Here is a 24,751-nt window from a genome sequence, read left to right as displayed (position 1 = left end):
ATTGGTGGTTTAATTGCTCACATTTACCCTATATTAAACTCCCAACAGAGAAAATTTTCGTTGCTGAAAATCTGCAAGTTGCATAAACTGCTGAATCTGAGATTGGCTTTTTTGCTGCATATCATTATCTTGTTCCCAGGCTTTAGTCCAATCCACAATCCAAGCTAAAGCTGTTGGTAAATCTAATTGTGGTTCCCAATTAATTTGAGTCCGGGCTTTAGAACAATCCAAGGTTAAAAAATTAGCCTCATGGGGTTGAACTCCACCATCCTGAATCCAATGAGCATCGTCACCCCAAAACTGCTGTAACTGATTAACTACCCAAGCTACAGTTTTCACTCCTGATTCATTTGGTCCAAAATTCCAGCCCCCACAATATACTGAACCGTGAGTAAATAGTTTTTCAGCTAGCATTAAATAACCGTTAAGGGGTTCCAGAACGTGTTGCCAAGGGCGCACTGCTTGGGGGTTTCTAATGACAACTTCTTTCCCGGAAAGCCAAGCATTGAGAATATCGGGAACTAGCCGATCCTTAGCCCAATCTCCTCCACCAATGACATTTCCGGCTCGCACGCTGGCGATCGCTACCCCATGTTGGGGGTAATCAGCGGGATTAAAAAAAGATTGACGATAAGCCGTAGTGACTAATTCAGCGCATCCTTTACTACTGCTATAAGGGTCATATCCGCCCATAGGATCTGTTTCCCGGTAACCCCAAACCCATTCGCGATTTTCATAACACTTATCAGAGGTGACTGAAACTACTGCTCTGACACTGGGTACATTCCTGACTGCTTCCAATACATTGACTGTTCCCATAATATTCACCGCATAGGTGTCTACTGGGTTGTAGTAAGATTCCCGCACCAAAGCCTGAACCGCCATATGGATGAGAATATCTGGCTGGTAGGTTTGCATGACTTGCTGGAGAAAATCTAAATTTCTGATGTCTCCTACCACCGATGTCATTCCATCAGCAACATTAGCTAACTCAAACAGATTCAAGGCTGTGGGCGGAGTTAAAGCATAACCACAGACCTCAGCCCCTAACATTTGTAACCACAGAGATAACCAACTACCTTTAAAGCCTGTATGTCCGGTGACAAAAACTTTTTTTCCCGCCCAGAAATTTGATTCCATTTGATCAATTCTCCTCATACAATACTGCGTAAATAAACCAGCTAATTACCACACTTTCCACGGAGCTTCACCACTTTTCCATAGCTCCTCTAGGTGGTTTTTATCGCGTAATGTATCCATGGGTTGCCAAAAACCATGATGTTTAAAAGCAGAAAGCTGATTCATCTGTGCGAGTTTTTCTAATGGTTCTTTCTCCCAAACCGTAGAGTCATCAGCAATCAAGTTAATTACTTCTGGTTCTAAAACAAAGTAACCGCCATTAATCCATGCGCCATCACCTTCAGGTTTTTCCTGAAAGCTGTTGATTTTAGTTTGCTCTTGTCCTAAGGAAATAGCACCAAAGCGTCCTGCGGGTTGAACTGCGCTGAGTGTCGCTAGGCTTTTTTGTTCTTGATGAAACTTAATTAACTCTGTGATATTTATGTTACAGACACCATCACCATAGGTAAAGCAAAATGTACTGTTACCAACATGCTCACTAATGCGTTTTAATCGTCCACCGGTCATAGTGTAATCCCCCGTATTAACTAAGGTGACGCGCCAGGGTTCAGCATAACCAGAATGTACATTCATTTGGTTGAATCGCATATCGAAGGTAACATCTGACATATGTAAAAAGTAATTCGCAAAATACTCTTTAATGATGTAACCTTTGTAGCCACAACAAATAATAAAGTCATTAATACCGTGGGCAGAGTAAATCTTCATAATGTGCCAAAGAATTGGTTTACCACCAATTTCCACCATTGGCTTTGGTCTGATACTAGTTTCTTCACTGAGGCGTGTACCCAGTCCTCCAGCCAGAATTACCGCTTTCATATAATTACCTTGTTGAGGATTTTATCGCTTGTTGACTTTTGAACTTCTCAGGATAAAGAAGATGCACGCGTTTTGATGAGAAAAATTTACTGGGATAAGGTCTTTATTTCTCTACATAATATAACTATTATTTTTAGTAAATTAATAAAGATTCTATGAATAATTTTCTGAAAAAAAAATAAAAAAATATAAATAATTTATCAGGGATATTGCATTAATTAAATATGCTAAAAATAGCTAAACATGACAATGTTTAGATTGTCATGTTTATTTGTTCGATATAATAAAAATGTTTGGTAATAAAATAGTTATAGTTATTGATTCAAGACTATACTTGCTAAGTTACAGGTGTAATTACCACATGGCAGAATTTTTTAATAAAGCAGTACATTGGCTTTCTATAATTACACAAATACTGCTCATGGCTTGCTGGTAGCTGTGTGTATCCTCTTGTTCCAAGGATAGTTTGGCAGCGGTTTGTAAATCTTGAATAGCCTTGAGGTTATTTCGATCAGAGTCTTGTCCAGCATACTGTGTAAGTTCATAGCGAATCATCCCTCGTTTGAGATAGACTTTCGCCAAGTTACCATTGATTTTTAGTGCTTGGTTGAAGTCAGCGATTACCTGTTGATATTCTGGAATAAAGTTGCTGCTAAACTGTGCCATTCTATAGCGGATTTCACCGCGATGAAAATAAGCTTCTGCTTTGGATGCATTCAGTCGAATCGCCAGGGTCAAATCAAGAATAGCTTTTTGATAATCTTGCACAGATTGACCGCTATATCTAGCCATTTCCGAACGGACAATACCCCTTTTAATATAGGCTTCTGTTTCTTGCTCGTTCAGCGATAAAGCTTGAGTAAAATCAGTGATCGCTAGGTTATATTCGCGATCGGGATCGTGGCTATATTCAGCCAGCATATAATGAACATTGCCTCGGTGGATAAAAGCTTTAACTTCTTGAGGGTTAATCTGCAAAGCTTGATTATAGTCTGCCAGAGCGCCTTCATAATCCCTCAATTCATAGCGGGCATTACCTCTGTGAACATAAGCACTAGCATTTGTTGCTACCTGTTCTATAGCTTGGCTAAAGTGTTGTACTGCTTTGTGATAATCTTTTGCTTGGTAAGCAGCATGACCCTGTTGATAGTAATCGGCGAAAGTCAGAGTATCTGGCTGGGGTTGAGGAGGAGTTATCAAAGTTTGTTGAGTGTAGGTATTTTGAGAAACATAAGGACGAGTAAATTTAATTGCTACGTCTAAATACCCCAACACACCAAAACCCACTAAACACAAAATAGCGGGATAAAACTTTGTGTTTTTTTGACGTTGATAAACAGAATACTTAGGTAACTGCCAATGATTTATTTGGGATTGCGGCCTGACTGGTTGTGGAGAACGTGGACGCTGGGCGTAACGCCTTGTAGGTACAAATCGTGGGCGCAGATGTTCGCGATTTTCTACTGCTCTAGGTGATGGAAATGGATCACGTCCACCTAAGCGCAAAGCACGTTTACACCAGGGACAACTATCTAAATGGTGATTATAGCGATGCTGGGGATTAGCAGTACAAGTAATCAGGCTATCTTCTGCTTGGGCTAAAACTGATAACCAAGTTTGGGCGTTGGGGCGCAGATGTGGGTGATCGTGACCATCTTCAAAACAACGTAAAAACAATTCTTGCAACTTGGGATGCAGCATTTCCCAAGGGGGTGCGATGGGGGTAGGGAGATAAGGTACGTGACGCTTTTGACTATAAGTGAAATGTCCCGCAGCAATCCGGGTTTCGTAGGGTGGTGGCTCAGAAACACCTTGAAAGATTCCCGAAAAGGGGTGAGTACCTTCCATTAAAAGTTGAAAAATCAACACCGCCAGCCCAAAGGAATCATGGGTGACTTTGCGATCGTGTTGAGCAAAAATTTTATTCTGTAGTTCTGGTGGGGTAAACTCTGGTTTACCTACAGGACAGCGATAAACAACATTCTGATCAGGATCGTACACTTGGAACGAGTCAGTATCAACCAAGGTCACCAGTGCTGTATCGCTAACGAGAATATTTGACTCATTGACGTCACCAACGCAATATCCACTATTATGCAAAGCTGCAAAAGCCGCGGCCAAATTACGAGCGGTGCGTAGCAGATACTGATAATTGAATAAGGGACAGTGTTCGCGACGAGTTCTGGGATTGTAAAAGTCGATAATGGGGCGCATCCCACGAATGCGAGGCATTAAAAAGCCGATGATGCGATTGTCTTGGTCTTTTGACCGTAATAAATCCAGCGGCCAAGCAATGGAAATATGCCCCAAGCTAGCTGTAGGGTTTTCTGGAGGGTTGTCCAGCATCGCCTGGAGTTTGTTGGCGTGAGCAACTGTTGGTTTGTGATAAACTTTAGCAACTAAATCACCACAGGAGGGCACTGTATAGATACAAGCTTCACCGCCACGCCCCAAACTCACGCTGAGGTTGATAATTTCTTGTTTGGGAAAACAACGTAAGACTTGCATGATAAAATTACGATGAATGGGGTTATGTAAAATACAAATCTCGCAAAATCACCACAACGTTGCTCAGATAAAAGATCATTGAGCATTCCTAAGACCTGCTAAAATCAGGGTCAGGTCATCATCAGTACGTTGGGTAATCCGTTCAGAACCTAAAAACCTCACCAACTGTTCCTTGGCTGTTGTCTGATCTTCGGCATTCTCCACAAAGTCGAATAAGGGAAAAAAGAAGGGTTTATGAGGTTCGCCCACCAGCATATTTAAGGCCAGCATTTGTAGTCCATCGGTAAGGACGGCAATATTAACTATGTTTTCACGCCATAATCTGATTTGCGCTGTATCTAAGGCATGAGGGGAAGTTAAAAAAGTTGTCTCGTTGATGTATTCTCCATGATCAGGTCTTGTCAGTGCCATTAAGTTACCCATGCGATCCTTGGCCACTGCTAAACCATCACCAATTTGTACCACTGCGACCAGATCCGGGGTAGCAACCATTATAATTAGGGTAGTTGCTAAATCTTGAGGCTGTTTGCTGCCAGTTCTTGCTGCATCCTCTACCGCTTTTTTGGCTGCTAGTAAGGCTTCATTCAATAGCGATCGCACAATTGCATCATCTGCAAGGGAATCTCTAGTAATTTGTTTGATAGCAAGGGTTTCTATTGCTTTTTCTACAGCTACCATTGCTCCCACTTTTCCCTGGATTGGCAGAACCTGCACCATCAGCAGCCGCGGTGAGCAACACATTACCTGGTAGTAGCTGCCAGTGGTGAGCATCTTGACACAGCTGCTTATTTCTGATGTGGCTTGTACCGCATACAGATGCAGCCACTACTTGCCAATGAGATATCTGTTTCAATGTTGTATTCATAGATTTTTTTTCAGGCATAGCTCGTGTGAATGTAAGCCACGATACCTACGGTAAGCGACGCTAACCCGATTAAAGAGTACCCCAGCCAATGGGTGGTAGTGCTACCTGTTCATCTACCTGAGAATGGGAAACTGCTGACATACTGGCTGACAACCAAACAAACATCTCAATAAAGTTAAGTCCTTTGAGTTTGAGTGGGGTTCGCACTGCTAATTGATTTAAGCGCATCATGTTAGCGTTTTCTACACCTACTGTGAAGAATGCAACTCGTTTATTAGCTTCATCTACTTGTAGGCGTTGCGCTGCTTGCTCTATGAGATGGTCTAATTCACCTTGTGGTTCTCCATCTGTAATCATGAACACCCAAGGACGATAATAAGCAATGCCATTGGCACGATATAAAGATTTACGCTCTTCCACCATGTCCAATGCTTTATGAATTCCTGCCCCCATAGTCGTTAGTCCCTGGGCTGTCAAAATGGGCGGGTTAAATTGATCGGCTGTGACAAAATCCTGGACTATATTCACATTAGTATCAAAAGTGATGATCGCTACTTCAACCCTTCTGGATGCTAAGGAATTTTTGACTAATTCATCCTTCAAACTCAGCAAGCCCTGATTTAAAGCTTCTATAGGATCTCCTTGCATTGATCCTGATGTATCTAGCAATAGCACACAAGGACAGCGTGGTTCAGGATTTTCAGCAAATTCGACTATTTCATCGAGTTGTAAGCTTTCATGCATAACGGTTTTTGTTATGTTGTACGTCACTGCTTTATTTTCCTTTTTTCAAAGTATATACCTTAGTTTCCGGAGGCTATAAGACTAAACATAAATGTTTAGCCCTAATTAGTGCAATCTTTATGAAACAGATAGTTTGGACAAACTTATCTACATATATTATTTTTTGATTAAGATACTGCTAATTATTCTGCGTATACAGGGTGGTTTTGTGAATTTAATTCCTTTCTGTCACTGCACAAAATACGGTTCATTACATATTCATTTAGAACACAATATTATATACAAAGTCATTTTTTATATCGACAACATCATGATTTTGAACAGGATATAGCATTTACCATGCTCGTGAGGTACAATTTTTTTTAGTTTGAGGGAACAGGGAACAGGGAACAGGGAATAGGGAATAGGGAATAGGTGTGTACTTCATGAGCCTGAAAAAGGCTATATTCCATCTTATTGAACAGGATATTATACCAAATATATCAATAATATTTAGTATAATATCATCGGTGTATGTATACAGCAAATACATAATACTTTCTTGAGATAAATATTAAATTTGAACAAAGTAAGCATAATGAGATTCCTATTTTTAAGTTATTTAAAACACTCGGAAATCTGATTAATTTTGATAATTTTAGAAGACTACATCCTCATGGTTTATGAAGATACTGATGTGCATCAGATTTACCCTTTGACCAATGACCGATAAATGTGGATAAATTTTCATTCTCTGCTAGATACAAGTTAGATGGGCGTTAAAAATTCTCCTGACCACAAGGGGACACAGAAGAGGTTTTCTGGTTACTTTACCTTTCCTGAAGTAGGTTGGTTTTTTTCAAGTGATTATACTTAGAATATAACTGCTACAAATTTAGTACACAGAACCCTAGATAAGAGTAAAAATAAAATCTCATCCTACGCATAAATTCCTGTAGAGGGGTAATGCTAGGATATTCCTGATCCTGTTACCTAAAATATTCAGGATCAGGGATTAATAATAATAAATAACATAAATCCTACTTGTGAAAGAGTAACGGCTGCTACTATAACCATACAAAAAGTTAAGAAAATTTTGTGTTTACCCAGAGGAGCAACATTTGTAGTAAATACAGCATATTTCGCTACAGAATGGCTGGATATACTGCAAAATTTATTTACATTTTACATTAACATAAAAACTGCCGGAAATAAACCGGAAATAAACCGGAAATAAAATATAGATGATTAATTATTCTTCTGCTGGAAAAATTTCATCAATTGTTGGTTCCATGCTGCTATTTTGAGTTACTTTATTAGGATCATGATCTGAGAGAGAAGATGGCGAAATGATTACTAACTCACTTTCTTGTCCGAGACTATTTCCCCATTCATCTAGAACATCTTTAATCAATACTTCTTGCAACCAAATCTTAGCAACCACAGTCAAAGGTAATGCTAAAAATAATCCTAAAAAACCAAAGAAAGTAACGAAAAATAGTTGGGAAATTAAGGTCACAGCAGGTAGTATAGAAACGCGATGTGCCATGACAGTGGGAGTCACAAAGTTGGCATCAATCTGTTGAATCACAAGATAGAGAAGCAACACTAGCAGAGGTTTCCAGGGAGTATCTAACAAGGCGATCGCCATTGCTGGTATTAGACTCAATGTAGGACCTAAATTAGGAATTAAGTTGAGAAATCCTGCTAAAACGCCCAAAGCTAGAGCGGCTTTGACACCCAAAATATATAAGCCGATCACACTTGATATTCCCACCACACTCATAGCAATAAAAGCACCTGTTATCCATCCCTCCAATGAAAGTTCACATTGATCCAAAATCCCATCTATTCTTGAGCGATAAAATGAAGGGAATAGGCGAATAAATAATCGGCGATAGGCTTGAGGTTCGGCTAATAACATCCCCGTTAGTACTAGGAGTAATAACATCTTAACTAGGACTTCTAGGGAGCCAGAAACAAAAGCAAAAGAGTTACCCAATACCTGATTGAGAAAGGGTTGTGCTTGTGCAATCAGGTGACTGAGATTAGGGAGGTAGGGAACCAGTGGAGTGGGAACGAGGGTTTCTAGTTCCTTTAGCCAACTATTAAAAAGAGCAAAACCTTGAGGAACGCGATAAGTGAGTTCTTGAAACTGCTGCACAAAAGGGGGAACAATCAGCCAGAAAAAACATACTACACCGGCGAAGAAAATACACACCGACAGGAGAACAGCGAAGCCACGTTTCAAACCTAAGCTTTGAAGACGTTTGGCTAGGCGATTTAAGGTAGTAGCCAAAACCACTGCAGCAAATATCAGCAATAGAACTTGCCGAATTTGCCATAAGATATACAAACAAAGAACTATAGCGATTAAGCCAATCCACTGCCCAAGGTTCACAGTCCTGCCCCAGATGTATCATTGTTACCTTAGCTGATTTTACCAATTTCTACTAATTTTGTTTGAGTATTGATTGGAATCTGCAAAATAAAGCGATCGCGAGCATCAAATTCGGTAACAGAACTATAATCAGGGCATTGGCATTTGTTGCGGCTATGGATAAATGCGGTCCTGCGTATTTAATTAATAGGGACAGCAAACCGGAAACCACCAGCAATTTAGCTACAAATCCTAAATTATTTTTCATAATAGTACGGCAATACACATTTCTCTGTGGGGTATACCCGATATTAGGTGACTGGGTTTAGTTTCTAGAATAAACCTATATAGAGACAAATCTTGAGATCAATACTGCCAAAATTGTTGCTGTGTGAATTTTTTTGTTGCTAATAGTAGTTCAGCACCTGGGTTAGGCATCTCTATATGTATTTGTGTGTTTTGGCATGAGGCAAATTCTATTAGGAACTGATACAGCAGTGTGCAGGTGAGTTTACTACATCAAAAGATAACTGACTAAGGAGGGTGTATCTAAATGCCTGTAGAAACTAATAATAATTACCAAAGACCAGATAAAGCACCAAAACCTAGGCAATTGGGCGGTAGTTTGCTGATTCTATTGACTTTTTTATTACTGCTTAACTTGGTTGTTCCCAGTTTGTTTGGGCAGCGGCAAGCTCAAGTTCCCTACAGTGAGTTTATCGCGCAGGTGCAAAATAATCAAGTGGAGCAGGCGGTTGTGGGTAGCGATCGCATTGAATATACCATGAAAACCCAAACTGCCGAAGGTGAAACTGTAAAACAGGTATTCACCACTACGCCAGTAGCTATCGATTTAGATTTGCCCAAAATTCTGCGGGAGCATGATGTCGAATTTACCGCACCACCACCATCCCAAAATGCCTGGATTGGTACTTTACTCAGTTGGATTGCACCCCCATTAATTTTCTTTGGGATTTGGGCTTTTGTGATCAGTCGTCAAGGTAGCGGTCCGGCTGCATTGACAGTAGGTAAAAGCAAAGCCCGCATCTATTCCGAAGGCATCACGGGTGTACAATTTAGTGATGTTGCCGGTGTAGATGAAGCTAAGGCAGAACTAGAAGAAATCATTGATTTTCTCAAAAATGCTGGTAAATACACCAGACTGGGGGCAAAAATTCCTAAAGGCGTATTGTTGGTGGGACCTCCGGGAACGGGTAAAACCATGCTAGCTAAAGCCGTAGCGGGTGAAGCTGGTGTGCCGTTTTTCAGTATTTCTGGCTCAGAATTTATTGAATTATTTGTGGGTGTAGGTGCAGCCCGGGTGCGTGACTTGTTCGACCAAGCCAAACAGCAAGCCCCCTGTATTGTGTTTATTGACGAATTAGACGCACTGGGTAAGTCTCGTGGAAGTGCTGGGCCGATTATGGGCGGTAATGATGAGCGTGAACAAACTCTTAACCAGCTACTGAGTGAAATGGATGGTTTTGACGCTAACACAGGGGTGATTATCATTGCTGCGACCAACCGTCCCGAAGTCATTGACCCCGCATTAAGTCGTCCAGGTCGATTTGACCGTCAAGTTGTGGTTGACCGTCCTGATAAAAGCGGTCGTGAAGCTATTCTGAATGTCCATGCGAGAAATGTGAAATTAGCTGATGATGTTGATTTATCAACTATTGCGGGTCGAACTCCTGGTTTTGCGGGAGCAGATTTAGCTAACCTAGTCAATGAAGCTGCACTGTTAGCAGCCCGACAAAATCGCCCTGCAGTATTAATGGCAGATTTTAATGAAGCTATTGAGCGGTTGGTGGCTGGTTTAGAAAAACGTTCTCGTGTGCTGAATGAACTGGAGAAAACCACAGTAGCCTATCACGAAGTTGGTCACGCCATCATCGGTGCGTTAATGCCTGGTGCTGGTAAGGTGGAAAAAATCTCTGTTGTACCCCGTGGTGTGGGTGCTTTGGGTTACACAATTCAGATGCCCGAAGAAGACCGCTTCTTGATGATAGAAGATGAAATTCGCGGACGCATTGCTACTTTGTTGGGCGGACGCTCTGCTGAGGAAATTGTTTTTGGGAAGGTTTCCACGGGTGCTGCTGATGATATCCAGAAAGCTACTGATTTGGCAGAACGAGCTATTACTATCTATGGGATGAGCGAGAAGTTGGGTACTGTGGCTTTTGAGAAGATTCAACAGCAGTTCCTGGAAGGTTACCCTAATCCCCGCCGTAGTATTAGTCCCAAGGTGGCTGAGGAAATTGACCGGGAAGTGAAGCTGAGTCTAGATAATGCTCATCACATCGCTTTGAGTATTTTGCATTATAACCGCAAGTTGCTAGAGGAGATTGCACAGGCATTATTGGATAAGGAAATTCTGGAAGGTCTTCAATTGCGTGAGTTCCTTAACCAAGTTGAAGCACCAGATGAATTGGATGAGTGGTTACGAACCGGTAAGTTATTGGCAGACAGACCATTGATGCAATCACTTCTGGTTTAATGATTTTAGCGTGAATTGTTTAGCGATCGCCCTATTTCTAGGGCGATCGCTTTCTTCATGAAATTATCTCACTTCACCAAAGGCATGTTCTACGTCTGCCATATTGCCATATTCCCTTTCTGCCATTTGTTGGAGGATGTTGATTATTTCTTGACTGGCGTTTTTCTGTCTGGCATGGTTGACTAAATCCTGTTTATTGGCTGGAAAATCTATGCCGCTGAGACTTCTAGAAATATCAACTGCAGATACTGCCATAACTTCACCTCTGTTAGTGGGTTGTATCTAGGCTATTGGCTATGGCTATCTGTCATTCTCTACCTAGGGTTGTATCTTAAGTCGGAAATTCGTTGTAATTGCATATACATCCAAATTTGATTCATAAACTCATCAAATGCCTCTCCAATCAGCTTCTCTGCCAAATTTTAATTGTTTGATCAAAACTTCCAGAAACTAACATCTCACCCGAATCTGTGAAGGCTAGGGCTGTAACTGTATGGCTATGGCCATTAAAAGTAGCTAGCAATTCGCCTGTTTCTGGATGCCACAATTTGATGCTTTGATCAGCACTACCACTGGCGATAAGTCCATCAGGACTCAGGGCTACAGCATACACTTTATCCCTATGACCCTTGAGGGTACGAATTAATTTCCCTGTTTCCAAGTGCCAAATTTTAATTGTTTGATCCCAACTACCACTGACTAGTAGTTTACCATCGGCACTGATAGTCATGGCAGAGACGATGTGAGAATGACCGGTGAGACTGTATAGGGGTGGTGAATCTTTGAGAGTTTTCCACCCGCTGGGTTGTGAAGTCCGCCAAACTTTGATTTTGCGGTAGCTACCTGTAGCTAATATTTGCCCATCTTGACTAAAAACTAGGGAATGAGGGGCTGTATCATCTAAAGATAAGGCGATCGCTACCTGACGTTGGGTCAAATCCCAAAATAAGACTTTTCTATCATCCCCAGCCGTTGCTAACATCAGTCCATCTGGTGTAAATGCAACGCACCGCACCATAGCATTATGCTTGTGCAGAATATCGATTAAATCTAATGCGCCTACGTGCCAAATCTTGACCGTGGAATCAGCACTACCAGTAACTAAAGTTTGTCCATCTGAACTAAAGGCTAGAGAATTTACCATATCTACGTCTCCAGACACTACCCAAGGATACTCTGATAATGTCTGGATTAATTCACCCTTACTTAAATCCCAGAGCTTTGTTTCCCCATAACTACCACTTGCTAATATGGGGGAGGTTGTGCCATTGTTACACCTGGAACTAAAAGCTATACAATTAATGCCTCTAGTGTGGCCTTTCAATGTTTGCCAACATTCCCAATCACCAATTATTGCCTTTTGCGGGTGTTCTGCTGGCAAAGTTTGCACTGTTTCTACTATTATCTGTTGTTCAACTAATGGTTGTGTGGGTTTTTTGATATTTCCTTGGGTAACTAATGATTCTAAATACCAACTCAAACCCCCCGCATACAAGAAATGATCGGGAGTAACATACAGTTTTGGTTCGGGAAATTTAATTTGGCTGGTTGGTAAAAAACCCGCAATGATAGAATGTTTTTGGTAACAATTCATATCAGTGAATGGGTGCAATAAACACAGAAAAACTAATACTTGATAATTCTTCAAATCATCCTGAGTAACTGACCACCTCACTTTATTTTTCTTAATACTATTAACACTTTCTCCATCAACTGCGTAAACTTGAATACTAACATGAGGATTATTAGCCAACAGGTAGGCAAATTTGCTCTCTCCGCGCAAATTCCCTTCATCATCTAACACCATGTGTTCTACACTGTCCTGTGGGATTTTTTTGACTAACTTACCCAGACATTCAGCCATCACTAACCCCACAATTTGCTCTCGGAAAAGATACTCTTGTGCTTGCTTCTGGAAGTATTCGGGAAAAGTCATCCCCCAGTCATCCGGGTCGGGATATTCCGGTGGTGTAGGGGGTGGATTTTTGGCGACAATTTCGGCTTGTCTGACGGGAAAATTCGGTTATCTTCAGCAATTCCTCACAAGAGAATACTATTCTCTCACGGTGAGATGCTTTAACTTGACTTTCCAGCAAGGATAAATCATAAGTTTTAGGTTTTTTCACACGTTGAAGGAAGTCAGCTTGTTGAGCTTTGAGTAAGCTAATCCAATCCATCTGCATTGGGTGTGACACAATAATATTGCATACTTAGGGTAAGCTATACCGACCTAATTACTCAAGAGCAATCTGGAATTTATGAGTTACGATGCTGGTCAATTTCTCATGGTCAATGATTTGCATCCCAGAAATAGTTTTGGTAACAGATGTAAGTATAGTGGCTACGATGGAAATAAAAGTAATTTTTGTTACTAATAATAAGTATGTATTATAGATTATAAGGCGCGAGTAGCAATCTTGGGGTTTAGCCGCTAGGTGAGGATATTATCATCTTTTGATTAAATATCTATCTTTAGATAGATGATTATATTTATACAATACTCTTAGTTGTCAAAATTAATCCGGTTTATTATGATACATTTCATCGAAAACTTTCAATGCGGATGATTACCTCCGATAGATGAACTGAAAGTATTTATATCTGTTGCTATGCAATGCAGCAGACATCCTCTGAGCATCAAGTAAAACTGGAGTACTGTCGTGACTTTTTTAAATTGGGTAAAAGAACAACAAAAAAATCTACATGATTCTATTGTGCGGTTTAAAAACAAAGAATTCATGGATGCTATTGTTGCGGGATGCGCTTTAGTAGCAGCTGCAGATGGACATATTCATTCTACGGAAAAACAAAAAATGGCTGGTTTCATTGCTAGAAGTGAGGAACTGCGTGTATTTGAGATGAATGATGTCATTGAGAGATTCAATTATTTTGTGAGTGGTTTTGAGTTTGACTCAGATATTGGTAAAGAACAAGCACTAAAAGCTATTAGTAAGTTCAAGAATAATTCCGATGCTGCAAAATTATTGATTATAGTATGTTGTAGCATCGGTTCGGCTGATAATAATTTCGACGAATCCGAGAAGCAAGTTGTGCGAGAAATATGTCAAAATTTGTCTTTGAATCCCTTAGAGTTTCAATTATAGCATTTCCCATGCTCGTGAGGTACAATTTTTTTTAGTTTGAGGGAACAGGGAACAGGGAACAGGGAACAGGGAACAGGGAATTGGTGTGTACTTCATGAGCCTGAAAAAGGCTATATACATATATTCCGACTACATATTACCTGAATTATCACGGAGTCTTGAATAATGACAATTAATCTGGCGAAGGGACAACGTATCTCTCTTGAGAAAGTTGTACCGGGTCTGTCTCAAGTTTTTGTTGGTCTTGGATGGGATGTAAAGTCTACTGATACCGGCACAGATTTTGATTTAGATGCCTCAGCTTTTCTGCTCAATTCTCATGATAAGCTCATATCTGAAGCCCATTTTATATTTTATAACAATCCTAAAAGTCCTGATGCTGATAAAGCAGTTCAACATCTAGGAGATAACCTGACGGGTATAGGTGAAGGAGATGATGAGACAATCAAAGTTTCTTTGAATCAGGTACCTGATGAGGTAGAAAAAATTGCGATCGCTGTGACTATTCATGACGCAGAAAAACGCCATCAAAATTTTGGTCAAGTACAAAATGCCTATGTACGTATTGTGAATGAGCAGACAAAAGAAGAAGCTGTCCGCTATGAACTTACAGAAGATTATTCCATCGAAACAGCATTGATCATGGCTGAACTTTATCGTCAAGATGGTGAGTGGCGTTTAAATGCAGTCGGGTCTGGTTATCAAGGTGGTTTACAGGCGCTCCTTGATCGCTATAACTAGGTAATTCTCCAGAAGGCTAAAACCATTTTACTGGGGGAAAAGTCAGCATTTTCATTTACCCCAGTAAGATGGTTGGTCATACCAATTCTATGAGAAGTTAGGCACTTTACAAATTTATTCGTTCAAGGTTGAATTTTAGGAGACCAAAAAAATGGCAGTTACGTTAACAAAAGGACAACGGGTTTCACTAGAAAAAGTTGCGCCGGGACTTACGGAGGTATTTGTTGGTTTGGGGTGGGATGTGAAACCAACGGACACTGGCTATGACTTTGACCTAGACGCATCAGTTTTTCTACTCGGTAGTAACGAAAAGTTGATATCTGACGACCACTTTATTTTTTACAATAACCGGACCAGTCCAGATGCAAGCAAGTCAGTAGAACACACAGGGGATAATCTGACAGGTGTTGGTGATGGTGATGATGAGGTCATCAAGATTAGTCTGCAAAAGGTTCCTGCTGATATTCAGAAAATTGTGATTACGGTAACTATTCATGAAGCCGGAAAACGAGGTCAAAACTTTGGTCAGGTTCAAAATGCTTTTGTTCGTATCGTTAATGCTCAGACTAATCAAGAAGTAGTTAGATACGACTTGGTTGAGGATTACTCTGTTGAAACTGCATTAATTATGGCTGAAATCTATCGCAAAGATGGAGAGTGGCGTTTAAATGCAGTCGGATCTGGTTATCAAGGTGGCTTACAAGCATTATTAGATCGTTATAGCTAGGAGATGAGATATGGGAATTAATTTACAAAAAGGACAGAGAATTTCTCTGTCTAAGGAAGCTCCCACCCTGACTAAGTTGATGTGTGGACTAGGCTGGGATGTAGCAAAAACATCCGGTGGGGGGTTTTTTAGTAACTTTGCTGGTGGTGCTCAGTATGATTTGGATGCTTCTGTAATTTGCCTAGATGCCAATGGTAAGTTAACCAGTAAAGAGAATATTGTCTACTTTGGGAATCTTCAGCATTCGTCAAAAGCCATTATTCATACAGGGGATAACTTAACTGGTGCAGGTGATGGGGATGATGAGGTGATTATTGTTGACTTACCTCGGATACCAACCCAGATTGCTAAATTGGTTTTCGTAATCAATATTTATGAATGCCTTCGCCGTAAACAGGACTTTAGCCAAGTTGAAAATGCTTTTGTGCGTTTAGTCAATGCAGATAATAACAAAGAACTGGCTAGATATAACCTCTCAGGTAGAGATTATCAGGGGAGCACAGGAATGATATTGGCGGAAGTATATCGACACAATAATGAATGGAAAATGGCAGCTGTGGGCAATGGGATCACTGTCAACGGTTTAGCAGACATGATCAGGTCTTACTGTTGAATATCTAGGATTATACAATCATGGCTATTACTCTTAAAAGAAGTACTTTAGCGGTCATGAAGCAGCAGATAAAAAGTACGGATTTGGCTTTAGTCGGGTAGCTGGTTCTAAGTAAAATGTCTCTTTATGAACGTCTAAATCTGAGGAAGACAAATCCTGAGATGAAAGTTCCGATTTGGGAACGAATTAACCTTGATAGACCTGCAAAGCTTCACTGTCAAGGTTGTCGTTCTCGTGTTCAAACAAGTTGGCTAGTGTGTCCCTATTGTGGATGGTTAATAGCTAAAGACAATCGCGATATTCGCCATTGTATTTTGGTTGATATTTCCAGAGTGATTCTTGACATTGAGGACAATAGCACAATACTAGCAGTTATGACAGATGCTCTTGCTAAGGTCTTTAGTGCTTTTAGGAGTGTCAATGTGTTTTTGACCTCAGAACATCCTGATTCAACAGAGTGGGGGGATAATTTCACCCATATCCATGTATTAGCTGACCAGCAACCAGTTGACTATCTCGGAATTGCTAGTTTTACTCATCAGCAAGTTACTACTATTGCTCTTGTTCGTTTAGACAAAATACTTGATGTTTCCCATGAAGCAAGTCTAAATTTGGCTCAATTATCTAACTTGATTGCTAATACTATTACCCATGAAATTGGTCATACATTGGGATTAGATCACTCTCAATTACCCACAGATGTAATGCATGATGGACTAGAACATAGGATTCATAGCTTAATGCCTCCGTCATTTCATGCTGAACAAATTATCTTGATGAATAACGCTATTAGGAAGTATAAAAAGCTGGAAACATCAGCTTAATTTGTCTTACAAAATTTCATAAAAGGTATTTTCTTTCTATTAGATAAGGTGAAAAAATATGCAATCAGCGGAACCAGTTAGAAAAATAACTCAAGCTGAGGCTAGAAATCACAGTATTGTATCGGAACCTATCCTGCTTACAAAATTTATCGCAGTACCATAGTTGAGCAAGGAAAATGTTACAATTCTGGAATTTGTTTAATGCTCGATGCTTGGGATTAAGTCAGTCTGCCTTTACAGGGTTGTCTAAGAGGATGTTTGATAAGTTTTCAACAGGTAATTTTTATCTTAGGGAACAGGGAACAGGGAACAGGGAACAGGGAACACCGAAGGATTGGGTGCGTGTAGTTGTCGGCACATCCATAGTGCTTGTGATTGGTGAACTTTGGCGTTTAATGAGTTCGCTACATTGTAAGCTGAGGAAGTCAATTTATAATCCCTTAATATGACCACTGGATCTTACATTTTTCTCGCCGGCGCAAGTCGTGGCGTTGGTCGAGAAATTGCTAAATATTTAACGGCGCAAAATCTCCGGGTGAAAGCACTCCTAAGAAGCGAAACTCCTGAACTAGAAGCAATAGGTGTTAAAACTGTCATGGGAGATGCTTTAAATATCAGTGATGTAGAAGCTGCCATACTCGGTGATGAACCTATCCAAACGGTAATTAGTACCATTGGCGGTTTACCTTCGGAGGGTGAAAGGGCTGATTATCTGGGTAATAAAAATCTCATTGATGCCTCAGTAAAAGCAGGGGTACAAAGGTTTATTTTAATTTCATCCATTGGTACTGGTAATAGTGCTGGTGCTTTACCTCCCCAAGCTCTAGCAACATTGGGACCTGTGTTAGTGGAAAAAGACAAGGCCGAACAACATTTAATTGCTAGTGGGCTGACTTACACTATCATTCGCCCCGGTGGCTTAAAATCGGAACCGGCAACAGGCAATGGTATTTTAACCGAAGATCCGCTTATTGTTGGCACTATTCACCGGGCAGATGTCGCCCAGTTAGTTTGTGGTTGTTTAAATTCTCCCCGTTCTCATAATAAAACCTTGTCGGCGGTGGATAAAAATATGTTAGCTGGACAACTAGAGTTTGTAGAATTTGCTTTAGATTAATTGGCGGGTCTCAACGCCAATAGGCTCTGATCAAGGAACTATCAAGGATACAAACAAAGACACTTGTTACACATAAGGCGCAGGATGGGTTAAGTATTACTGACTATCCTGTGTACGCCTTTTACTAATCTTTCTATACCTGCTTTAGCTGTATCTTTTTGCAACGCCCCATAAGCTACCCGCAGATAAGATCCATCGTTCATGCCAAAAGTTGTACCGGGAATTACTGCTATTTGATGTTCTTGAATTAACCTTTTTACTAATTCAAAGCTATCGATATGGGTATTAACTTTGAGGAAGAAATAAAATGCACCATCAGCAGGAGTAATATTACATAGACCTGCTAGGGGTTTGAGGGCATCTATGACTATTTCTCTGATTTGGGCAATTGCTCCAATGTGATTATGTAAATACTCTGAGCTTGATTGTAATGCTCCTACTGCGGCATACTGGGAAACTACGGGGGGACAAATTAAAATTGTATCCTGAATCTTTTTGACTGACTCTAGTAGGTGTTGGGGAATTACCATATAACCAATCCGCCAACTTGCAAACCCATAGGTTTTGGATAGGCTATAAAGAGAAATGGTGTAATCTGTTGCACCCTCAAAACTACCAGGGGAAATGTGTTTGACACCGTTGTATGTAAAATATTCGTAGGCTTCATCGCTAATATGGTAGATGCGATGATTCGCACATATTTGATTTACCTGTTGCAATGCCGCTGCTGAATAAATAACTCCTGTGGGATTATTGGGGGAAATTGTGACTACAGCGCGGGTTCTGGGGGTAATTGCTTGGGCGATCGCTTGGGGACGCAGTTGGTAATTTTCATCTGTTGCTACTAATACGGGAGTACACCCGGCCATGGTTATGGCCATTTCATGGTTGAAATAGTAAGGTGTGTTCAGGATAATTTCGTCACCGGGGGTAGTAATGGCTAAAATGGCGTTCATAAACCCCATGTTGCTGCCCGCAGTGACTACAATTGAGTTATTTTGGTTAATAATAATGCGGTTGAAAGTTTCTAATTTTTGGGCGATCGCTGCTAATAATACAGGGATTCCCTCAACTGGCTTGTATAAATTATTAGTTGAATCTGCTGAGAATTGGGGTAAAAGCTGAATGGCTTCTGGTGGTGGGTTGTAGGAAACTACACCTTGTCCTAAGGAAATGGTACCGGGGGAATTTTGGATTAATTCCCCAACCACAGGAATGATTGGCGATTGTACCGCCTGCATACGAGAGGCTAGGGTGTGCATAAGAATATTATATGTTGCTAATGTTATATGTTGCTAATTTTATAGGACTTACGCACTGTACAATAGGAAGTTTTCTTACTGAATCTGAACTGATAACGACAGCAGGGCGCACTTTTTTGATTTCTGCACCAACAGTGGGATCAAAGTTGACTAACCAAATTTCTCCACGTTTTGGCATATCAGGGCTAATAGTCAATGATATCACCTGCCATTAACTGCTGCCATTCAGAATCTTGTTGATAGTGAGAGAGCATTATGTCGGCTTGACTTTCGAGAATATTCCTACGTTCAGCTATTGGTAACTTCAGAAAAGCAAGACGCTCTTTTAAAGATGGAGAGATATTTTCGGTAGTAGACGAATCAGGACTAACTTCTTGAACCAAAATAACGACTTCAACAGTTTGTCCTACAGTCAGATTTGGAGATTGAATTTCAATTCTATTTCCTGGCAGGACTTTTGTTGTTGTGTACAAAGTTGATTTGACCATTTTCAGCCATTTCTTTAAGTATTTTTATTGTAGTTTATGATGTCGGCGATCGCACTAAAAATAGTTGAGAAAGAGTCAATGCTTTTTTGCATTTTTTTATTTTCTTGCCTTTACAGGAATTTCATCACATAATCCCGTTTTATGAATAATAAAGCACTAACAATAATATTGCTATCTAATACATATTTAGGGAGATTATTCATTCAGAATTGTCTCCAAAATTTCTGGTGTCAAGCCTTGTGGAAACTGCTCTATCGCTAATTTCATCCATCAATTTACCAAGAAAATCAACTTCCTCATTCAGATCCTCTCGTAAAAATAAACTAACTAGCATTACCAAAGATTGCTTTTTCCGTTCCGTTGCTTTTTGATAGGCTTGAGCAACTTTAGGACTCACTTTGATTGTGATTTCTTCACTAATCTGCATAGTCAAGAGTTGTTGATAGTATTTATACCATTATATCGAATCAGGGCGATCGCTCTCTAAAAAACTATAAACAAATACAAAAAAATATTTTTGGTATTCAGAACGTCTTTACCGGGATTTCCTCGACCTAAAAAGGTAACGGGATGTCATGCTTAAAGCACGTCTGCTACATCCTTGTGATTTTTATGTGTATATTTATCATAGTGTATTCTTCTAATTTGGTCAAGTCCCTATATATCGGCAAGATTCTTTTATGCCGAGATAAAAACGTGAAAAATGATAAAATAAACAATCAAAGTTTCTGAAATTATAGCAATCCTAAATGATTCATGAACAATTTCTGTTCCCTGTTCCCTGTTCCGGTGTTCCCTTTCCTCACTGATAATTTCTCAAGTCAAATAGGATGACTATATCAAAATATTAGAAGCAGATGGATGGTATTTGTCGAGAACTAAAGGAAGTCATCGTCAATATAAACACCCTAATAAACTGGGAACAGTAACTGTTCCTGGTAAACATTCCAAAGATTTAGGAATTGGCACTCTTAAAAGTATTCTTAAACAAGCACAATTGGAGGAATGATCATGCGTTATGCAATTATTATTGAAAAAGCTTCAGAAAACTATTCTGCTTACGTGCCTGATTTACCTGGATGTGTGAGTGTTGGTGACACAATAGAAGAAGTTAAACAAAATATTCAAGAAGCAATTGCTTTTCACTTAGAAGCATTAATAGAAGATGGATTAAACATTCCTCAACCGCAAACCGAATGTGATTATGTTGATGTAGCTGCATAATGCTTCCCGTGCTTATGCTTTTTGGGGCGATCGTGGTTTCGACTACGCTGGGTTTCGACTACGCTCAACCACCGGGGTTAAGAGTATTAATTCAATTGATGTCCCCAGGGAGTGGGGACTGGATGCACTTGATCAAGATGAGATTCTGGTTCCCAAATTCCATGCTTATTCTAAGCTGTTGTGCAAGCGATCGCGATATTGCCTTTTTCGCACCTGTAAAAATCTCAGTAGCGGACATTGAACACGACTACGGCTCATACAGGAAGAAGTTAAATTAGAATCTTTCTTCCGTAACACAAATTTAAGAAGCCTCGAAAACTAACATTTTTATGTCAAAACATTCTTTCAGTTTTACATAGTCTTCTGCTATGTTGAAAAAATCCTCTTTTGTTTCTGTTGCTTTAGATTTTTTAAAAATAACTTCTTTGATAATCTCCCATATATTTTCATTAACAAAGTAATATCGTGAATCAGGGTGTAATAGAATTGGTGATTCATCCTCGATAAATTTTTTTATTTCAGGTATATAGGCGCTTATTATTAGATCAGGAGATTTAATATCTATAAGTACAGTAAATTTACTATCCAGTGTTTCATCAATATCTTCGGTGTTTTCTTTTTCTAAAATTTTCTTTAACTCTTGCAAAATATCATCATGTTTTCTCTCTTTAGTAAATTCTTCACTAAAATATTTAAGTTTTGCAAAATAAAGATTTATCAATTTCTTGTCCTTTCTGAAAGGGGTTTAGACTTCTCCAATCCGGCAAAGATTCTAAAGCTTGGCTGAGAGCATTTCTAATAGAGTTATATTCAAACTTTAACATTAAGTACCTCTTAGTAGATTTGTTTGTAATACATAGGGCTTATGCCCACTCTAAATTTTCTTGGCGTTCTTGGCGGTATGTTTCCATTCAATTAATGTCCCCAGCGAGTGGGGACAAAAGAGTACAATTTCTACCTTCTTGAAGTAGAAGTTTCCATTCAATTAATGTCCCCAGCGAGTGGGGACACACTTTATTTTCTATCTGTAACTACAAACAATTTAATGTTTCCATTCAATTAATGTCCCCAGCGAGTGGGGACCCCTCTATTTTAAACACATACTCCGTAAGAAGTCTAGAGGCACTTTCCGATAGCGATAGCGTGGCGTTAGCCAAGTTCAGAAAAACAGGTGGCTGAAATGGACTTTACCCCAGTCTGTCAAAGGCTGAAACCTTTATACAGCAAGCGACCGAGGTTAATCGGCACTCGCTAGATTGACGATGTCAAAACAGAAGAATCACTATTTCAGCTTTTTTGATTGAACTTCGGGAATAGTTAACTGGTGCATTGAAGGAGAAAATAGGCGGCATAATAACACTATTGTGCTATTTTGTCAATGGATAAAGTCCTATTTTAAATTAATTGGGGGGATGGTTGGGGTGCAAGTTGGCGTTTGATCAGCATCTTCACCCCACGACCGGGGGCTAAAGTTACACCCCGACGTTGGGGTATTTCTGGTTTGGTATCAGCTAGTGCAAGTTCATAGCGGGATAAGATGGTGGCTAATACTAGTTTCATTTCAAACACGGCTAAGGCTTCACCTAAACAGCGCCGGACACCGCCACCAAAAGGCATAAATTCATAGGGGGAATATTGACGTTCCAGAAATCTTTCTGGTTTAAACTGCTTGGGTTCGGGGTATAAATCTTGCCGTTGGTGAATGAGATACATACAGCCCATTAATACTGTCCCCGGTGCTAAAGAATATCCTAGGAGTTCTACAGGTTCTTTGACTACTCTGGGAAAGGTTAACATGGCTACTGGATGAATCCGTAAGGTCTCATTACAAACAGCGGTGAGATAAGGTAACCGGAATATACTCATGGGGTCTGGTGTATCACCCAGGGTATGCAGTTCTTGGAGCAGTTTTTCTTTAATTTCGGGGTGTTTATGAATCCAATATAATCCCCAAGCCATGGCGGTGGCTGTGGTTTCATAACCGGCGAATAACAGGGTCATTAATTCGTCGCGTAACTCTTGGTCTGTCATTGAGTTACCGTTTTCATCTTTTGCTGACATGAGCAAGGAGAGAATATCAATACGATTCTCATCGGTTTGTTGTCGGCGTTCGCGGATTTCTGCGTAAATTAACTGGTCTACTTTTTGTCTATTGCGTAAAAAATTACCCCAAGGACTCCAGGGTCCTAAATCTGTTTGCAGAGAGGGGAAAAATAGAAAACTAGAAGTTAATGGTGAGCGAAATATATCCGCCATTAATGAGAGATTTTTTAGCAGTTGTTGGCTGCGTTCTCCTTCATAGACACCGAAAACTGTCTGTAAGATTACTTGTAAGGAAATATTCTGGGTGGCGGTGCGGGTGGTGAAGGGTTGGTTTGTGGGGAGTTGGCTCCAGACTTTGGTGGTAATTTCCCTGATGATTTCACCATAGTTTCGCATGCGATCGCCATGAAAAGACGGCATGACTAATTTTCGTCGCTGACGATGGCGATCGCCTTCGAGCATAATCACCGAATAGTCACCTAGTAAAGGTTGTAAAATTCTATTCTCTTTCCCAGCGGCAACAAATTTCTTACGGTCATTGGTTAAAATTTCTTGCACGCCCTGGGGATGGTTAACAAATACCAGGTTGTTACCAAACCCCACCACTTGGGCGGAGAAAATATCGGGATATTCTTGAGCTGCTGTTTCCATATACCCTACAGGGTCAGCTACCCATTGTATTTTTTGGATAAAAGAGGGGGTTTTAATCAGATTGGGTGTTTGCATCTAAGTAGTTTCTGTTGACGGTTGACGGTTGACTGTACTAAGGGGCGATCGCTATGAAGAGGGAACAGAAATTGTGTATGAATCTTAGTTTAGTTGCTCCCTATCATTTGTGGAGGGGAAAGGTTTCACCCAGCCGATTTGCATAACAGTATCAAGGGCGATCGCCCCCATGGCGAACCAGAATATACTTTCCCCGGCTTGGACTAAATCAGGTATAATATTCTCGGTAGAGTTGAGCTGAGTTAAGCCCCGCACTAAACCGAAAGCCAGTACAGCACCGGATTTAAGTTGAGTGTTGTTATCTGTGCGGATAATGTAGCGGTAGGTAACACCAAAGAGGAAACCAGACAAACCAGCGATTCCGCCACTGAGCCACCAATGAAAATTAATATTTGTATATAGACTTGCCAGTGTGGGAAAATACTGTACTAACACCATAGTATTTACCAGACTGGTAATTAGGAAGGCAAGACTTAAGGAAATAGCCGAAATTATTCCAGCTTTGAGAGATTCTAGGCGTTCGGCCATGGTTTGTATATCTGAAGTTTTCTTGACCACCTATCAGCAGCCCTTTCACATTATTATGGGTATTAGAGACGTTTTGTAATTATTGAGAAAGTGTAAGACTATGGCAACTTTAACACTTGGTTGGGTATCGCTGTTGGTTGTGTTTACTTGGTCAATTGCGATGGTAGTGTGGGGACGTAACGGACTATAGGGGAATCGTGGAAAATCCATTCCTAAATATTTTGGCCTTACTGGCCTTGCTGCTGCTGGTAGCGGTGACTGGTGGGGTTGGTTATCTGACCTTAGCAGATTGGCGCGATCGCCGTCGCCGAGAAGAGGAAAAACGCGAACTGCGACGCACTTCTCCCAAACGACGATAATTCATTATTTGTAGGGACGTGATTTAATCATGTTCCTACACCATTTTTGAGTATTTCTCCTAT

25 protein-coding genes and 2 pseudogenes are annotated in these 24,751 nt (G+C 40.3%); 11 read left to right on the top strand and 16 right to left on the bottom strand.

What is annotated here, in order from left to right; all coding sequences use genetic code 11:
• Positions 1 to 33: 33 nt before the first annotated feature.
• The 7 genes and pseudogenes from rfbG to AC6IZ0_RS15930 all read right to left on the bottom strand — a co-directional run bounded on the left by rfbG (position 34) and on the right by AC6IZ0_RS15930 (position 8,703).
• Entirely contained in the window at positions 34 to 1,140 is a 1,107-nt protein-coding gene (rfbG, locus tag AC6IZ0_RS15960; protein ID WP_497723821.1) for a CDP-glucose 4,6-dehydratase, read from the bottom strand.
• A gap of 45 nt (positions 1,141 to 1,185) precedes the next feature.
• Positions 1,186 to 1,959: a glucose-1-phosphate cytidylyltransferase gene (gene rfbF / locus AC6IZ0_RS15955; RefSeq protein WP_271731278.1), complete on the bottom strand. Its 774-nt coding sequence runs from the start codon at positions 1,957 to 1,959 to the stop codon at positions 1,186 to 1,188.
• Positions 1,960 to 2,313: 354 nt separating this feature from the next.
• Positions 2,314 to 4,467 (bottom strand): tetratricopeptide repeat protein, encoded by a 2,154-nt coding sequence (locus tag AC6IZ0_RS15950; protein WP_497723820.1) that lies wholly within the window; start codon positions 4,465 to 4,467, stop codon positions 2,314 to 2,316.
• Positions 4,468 to 4,542: 75 nt separating this feature from the next.
• Positions 4,543 to 5,332: pseudogene (locus AC6IZ0_RS15945) on the bottom strand (PP2C family serine/threonine-protein phosphatase).
• 69 nt (positions 5,333 to 5,401) lie between these two features.
• Positions 5,402 to 6,076, bottom strand: a complete 675-nt coding sequence (locus tag AC6IZ0_RS15940; protein ID WP_271731453.1) for a vWA domain-containing protein — start codon at positions 6,074 to 6,076, stop codon at positions 5,402 to 5,404.
• A gap of 1,231 nt (positions 6,077 to 7,307) precedes the next feature.
• Positions 7,308 to 8,456 (bottom strand): AI-2E family transporter, encoded by a 1,149-nt coding sequence (locus tag AC6IZ0_RS15935; protein WP_497723819.1) that lies wholly within the window; start codon positions 8,454 to 8,456, stop codon positions 7,308 to 7,310.
• Between the two features lie 52 nt (positions 8,457 to 8,508).
• Entirely contained in the window at positions 8,509 to 8,703 is a 195-nt protein-coding gene (locus AC6IZ0_RS15930) for a hypothetical protein (protein WP_271731455.1), read from the bottom strand.
• Positions 8,704 to 8,988: 285 nt separating this feature from the next.
• Here AC6IZ0_RS15930 and ftsH point away from each other — a divergent pair, with 285 nt between their 5' ends.
• Positions 8,989 to 10,932, top strand: a complete 1,944-nt coding sequence (gene ftsH / locus AC6IZ0_RS15925) for an ATP-dependent zinc metalloprotease FtsH (RefSeq protein WP_497723818.1) — start codon at positions 8,989 to 8,991, stop codon at positions 10,930 to 10,932.
• Positions 10,933 to 10,995: 63 nt separating this feature from the next.
• Here ftsH and AC6IZ0_RS15920 read toward each other — a convergent pair whose 3' ends face one another.
• Entirely contained in the window at positions 10,996 to 11,187 is a 192-nt protein-coding gene (locus AC6IZ0_RS15920) for a DUF2795 domain-containing protein (protein ID WP_271731457.1), read from the bottom strand.
• Positions 11,188 to 11,335: 148 nt separating this feature from the next.
• Positions 11,336 to 13,115 (bottom strand): annotated as a pseudogene (locus tag AC6IZ0_RS15915) (WD40 repeat domain-containing protein).
• A 477-nt stretch (positions 13,116 to 13,592) separates the two neighbouring features.
• Between AC6IZ0_RS15915 and AC6IZ0_RS15910 the strand changes: the two are divergent.
• From AC6IZ0_RS15910 to AC6IZ0_RS15885, 6 genes are all read left to right on the top strand, one after another.
• Positions 13,593 to 14,036, top strand: a complete 444-nt coding sequence (locus tag AC6IZ0_RS15910; protein WP_497723817.1) for a tellurite resistance TerB family protein — start codon at positions 13,593 to 13,595, stop codon at positions 14,034 to 14,036.
• Between the two features lie 165 nt (positions 14,037 to 14,201).
• Entirely contained in the window at positions 14,202 to 14,777 is a 576-nt protein-coding gene (locus AC6IZ0_RS15905) for a TerD family protein (protein WP_497723816.1), read from the top strand.
• Positions 14,778 to 14,928: 151 nt separating this feature from the next.
• Positions 14,929 to 15,504, top strand: coding sequence for a TerD family protein (locus AC6IZ0_RS15900; protein ID WP_271731460.1), 576 nt, complete (start codon positions 14,929 to 14,931; stop codon positions 15,502 to 15,504).
• 10 nt (positions 15,505 to 15,514) lie between these two features.
• Positions 15,515 to 16,117, top strand: a complete 603-nt coding sequence (locus AC6IZ0_RS15895; RefSeq protein ID WP_497723815.1) for a TerD family protein — start codon at positions 15,515 to 15,517, stop codon at positions 16,115 to 16,117.
• A 161-nt stretch (positions 16,118 to 16,278) separates the two neighbouring features.
• The gene (locus AC6IZ0_RS15890) at positions 16,279 to 16,941 is read left to right on the top strand and encodes a matrixin family metalloprotease (RefSeq protein WP_497723814.1); all 663 of its coding nucleotides are present in this window, start codon (positions 16,279 to 16,281) and stop codon (positions 16,939 to 16,941) included.
• Positions 16,942 to 17,386: 445 nt separating this feature from the next.
• A complete protein-coding gene (locus AC6IZ0_RS15885; protein WP_497723812.1) occupies positions 17,387 to 18,058 on the top strand; it encodes an SDR family oxidoreductase in 672 nt (223 codons plus the stop codon).
• Between the two features lie 89 nt (positions 18,059 to 18,147).
• On the opposite strand, the gene AC6IZ0_RS15880 is transcribed toward AC6IZ0_RS15885, so the two are convergent.
• The 4 genes from AC6IZ0_RS15880 to AC6IZ0_RS15865 form a co-directional block, all read right to left on the bottom strand.
• The gene (locus AC6IZ0_RS15880) at positions 18,148 to 19,320 is read right to left on the bottom strand and encodes a pyridoxal phosphate-dependent aminotransferase (RefSeq protein WP_497723810.1); all 1,173 of its coding nucleotides are present in this window, start codon (positions 19,318 to 19,320) and stop codon (positions 18,148 to 18,150) included.
• Between the two features lie 7 nt (positions 19,321 to 19,327).
• Positions 19,328 to 19,498 (bottom strand): type II toxin-antitoxin system PemK/MazF family toxin, encoded by a 171-nt coding sequence (locus AC6IZ0_RS15875; RefSeq protein ID WP_497726080.1) that lies wholly within the window; start codon positions 19,496 to 19,498, stop codon positions 19,328 to 19,330.
• Between the two features lie 7 nt (positions 19,499 to 19,505).
• Positions 19,506 to 19,808, bottom strand: a complete 303-nt coding sequence (locus AC6IZ0_RS15870; RefSeq protein ID WP_497723809.1) for a hypothetical protein — start codon at positions 19,806 to 19,808, stop codon at positions 19,506 to 19,508.
• A 199-nt stretch (positions 19,809 to 20,007) separates the two neighbouring features.
• Entirely contained in the window at positions 20,008 to 20,235 is a 228-nt protein-coding gene (locus tag AC6IZ0_RS15865; RefSeq protein ID WP_497723807.1) for a hypothetical protein, read from the bottom strand.
• A 441-nt stretch (positions 20,236 to 20,676) separates the two neighbouring features.
• On the opposite strand from AC6IZ0_RS15865, the gene AC6IZ0_RS15860 reads away from it, so the two are divergent.
• Positions 20,677 to 20,817: a type II toxin-antitoxin system HicA family toxin gene (locus AC6IZ0_RS15860; protein ID WP_497723805.1), complete on the top strand. Its 141-nt coding sequence runs from the start codon at positions 20,677 to 20,679 to the stop codon at positions 20,815 to 20,817.
• Between the two features lie 2 nt (positions 20,818 to 20,819).
• A complete protein-coding gene (locus AC6IZ0_RS15855; protein WP_271762091.1) occupies positions 20,820 to 21,032 on the top strand; it encodes a type II toxin-antitoxin system HicB family antitoxin in 213 nt (70 codons plus the stop codon).
• Positions 21,033 to 21,333: 301 nt separating this feature from the next.
• Here the strand turns inward: AC6IZ0_RS15855 and AC6IZ0_RS15850 are convergent, their stop codons facing one another.
• The 3 genes from AC6IZ0_RS15850 to AC6IZ0_RS15840 all read right to left on the bottom strand — a co-directional run bounded on the left by AC6IZ0_RS15850 (position 21,334) and on the right by AC6IZ0_RS15840 (position 24,329).
• Positions 21,334 to 21,753 carry a hypothetical protein gene (locus tag AC6IZ0_RS15850; RefSeq protein ID WP_497723804.1) on the bottom strand — a complete coding sequence of 140 codons (420 nt, stop codon included), beginning with the start codon at positions 21,751 to 21,753 and terminating at the stop codon, positions 21,334 to 21,336.
• 674 nt (positions 21,754 to 22,427) lie between these two features.
• On the bottom strand, positions 22,428 to 23,801 hold the full coding sequence (locus AC6IZ0_RS15845; RefSeq protein WP_497723803.1) for a cytochrome P450: 1,374 nt from the start codon (positions 23,799 to 23,801) through the stop codon (positions 22,428 to 22,430).
• Between the two features lie 84 nt (positions 23,802 to 23,885).
• Positions 23,886 to 24,329 carry a hypothetical protein gene (locus AC6IZ0_RS15840; RefSeq protein WP_497726079.1) on the bottom strand — a complete coding sequence of 148 codons (444 nt, stop codon included), beginning with the start codon at positions 24,327 to 24,329 and terminating at the stop codon, positions 23,886 to 23,888.
• 100 nt (positions 24,330 to 24,429) lie between these two features.
• Between AC6IZ0_RS15840 and petN the strand changes: the two genes are divergently transcribed.
• Positions 24,430 to 24,519 carry a cytochrome b6-f complex subunit PetN gene (petN, locus tag AC6IZ0_RS15835; RefSeq protein WP_006195543.1) on the top strand — a complete coding sequence of 30 codons (90 nt, stop codon included), beginning with the start codon at positions 24,430 to 24,432 and terminating at the stop codon, positions 24,517 to 24,519.
• 7 nt (positions 24,520 to 24,526) lie between these two features.
• Positions 24,527 to 24,688, top strand: a complete 162-nt coding sequence (locus AC6IZ0_RS15830) for a hypothetical protein (protein WP_271733447.1) — start codon at positions 24,527 to 24,529, stop codon at positions 24,686 to 24,688.
• Positions 24,689 to 24,751: the final 63 nt, after the last annotated feature.

Source organism: Anabaenopsis sp. NIES-4685, from assembly GCF_059725405.1.
Note: the sequence above shows the minus strand (reverse complement) of the source record. Positions and strands in the feature narration are given on the sequence as shown.